Source organism: Mycobacterium sp. E1715 (genome assembly GCF_001667625.1).
GTDB lineage: Bacteria > Actinomycetota > Actinomycetes > Mycobacteriales > Mycobacteriaceae > Mycobacterium.
Genome location: NZ_LZJJ01000066.1, coordinates 1 through 970, shown reverse-complemented (window position 1 = coordinate 970; position 970 = coordinate 1). Strand labels below are relative to the sequence as shown.

Here is a 970-nt window from a genome sequence, read left to right as displayed (position 1 = left end):
CGATGACGCGCAGCCGGTCGATCTCCAGCGCCTTGGCGGCGGCCTCCAGGAACGGCGCCTCGTCGCTGATGGCGACGCCCTCGGGCGTGCGCTCGATGGTGAACGCCGAGAGCGTGTCGACGACGTTGGCGTACATCACCACGGTGTCGGTGTCGACCATCGTGCACACCGTGTCCAGGTGCATCTGGGCGCGGCGCTGGGCGATCGGCACGGCGAGCACCTTGCTGGCGAGGCCGTCGTCGAAGAGGCTGCGCGCCAACGCTTCCGCGCCGGCCGGGGTGGTCCGCTCGCCGACGCCGACGGCTATCACACCCGGGCCGAGCAGCAGCACGTCGCCACCCTCGACGGGCGCGGTGCGCGACTCGTAGGCGCGCCGCACCCCGGTGAACCGCGGATGATGGGCGTAGATCAGGTCGGTCAGCGACGCCTCGCGCACCCGGGCGCGCAACGCCAGCGTGGGGATCACCACGCGCGGACCGATCCAGATCGACGAGTCGCGGGTGAACACCAGGTTGGGCAGCGGCTCGATGACGAAGTCCGCGCCCTGGTGCATGCGCAGCACCAGCGAGACGTCGGTCCGGATATCCGACGGCAGTTCGTTGAACGTCATGCCGGCCATCAGCACGTGGGCCAGCCTGTCCGCGTCGAGCCCCCGCAGATAGCCCGAAAGTGCTTGCGCCAGAGGCACTCCCAGCCGGCGCGCGTCGACAGCGGCGGCCACGCCCTGCATCCGGGCGGCCCCGCTGTGGGTCAGGGCCTCGGCCAGCAGGTCGGCCAGCAGCAGCACCTCCACCCCGCGGGAGCGGAGCAGCTCGGCGAACTGGTCGTGTTCGTCCTGCGCGCGGGCGACCCAGGGCAGCCCGTCGAAGAGGAGCTGATCCATGTTGCGCGGATTGAGCCGCCGCAGCTCGCCGCCGGGGCGGTGCAGGATGACGACGCGCAGCGCTCCCACCTCGGAATTGGTGCCCAG

General features: G+C 71.5%; 1 protein-coding gene. It reads right to left on the bottom strand.

What is annotated here, in order from left to right; genetic code table 11:
• On the bottom strand, window positions 1-970 hold a 970-nt coding region (locus A9X03_RS03835; RefSeq protein WP_231975343.1), incomplete at both ends, for an arginine deiminase family protein.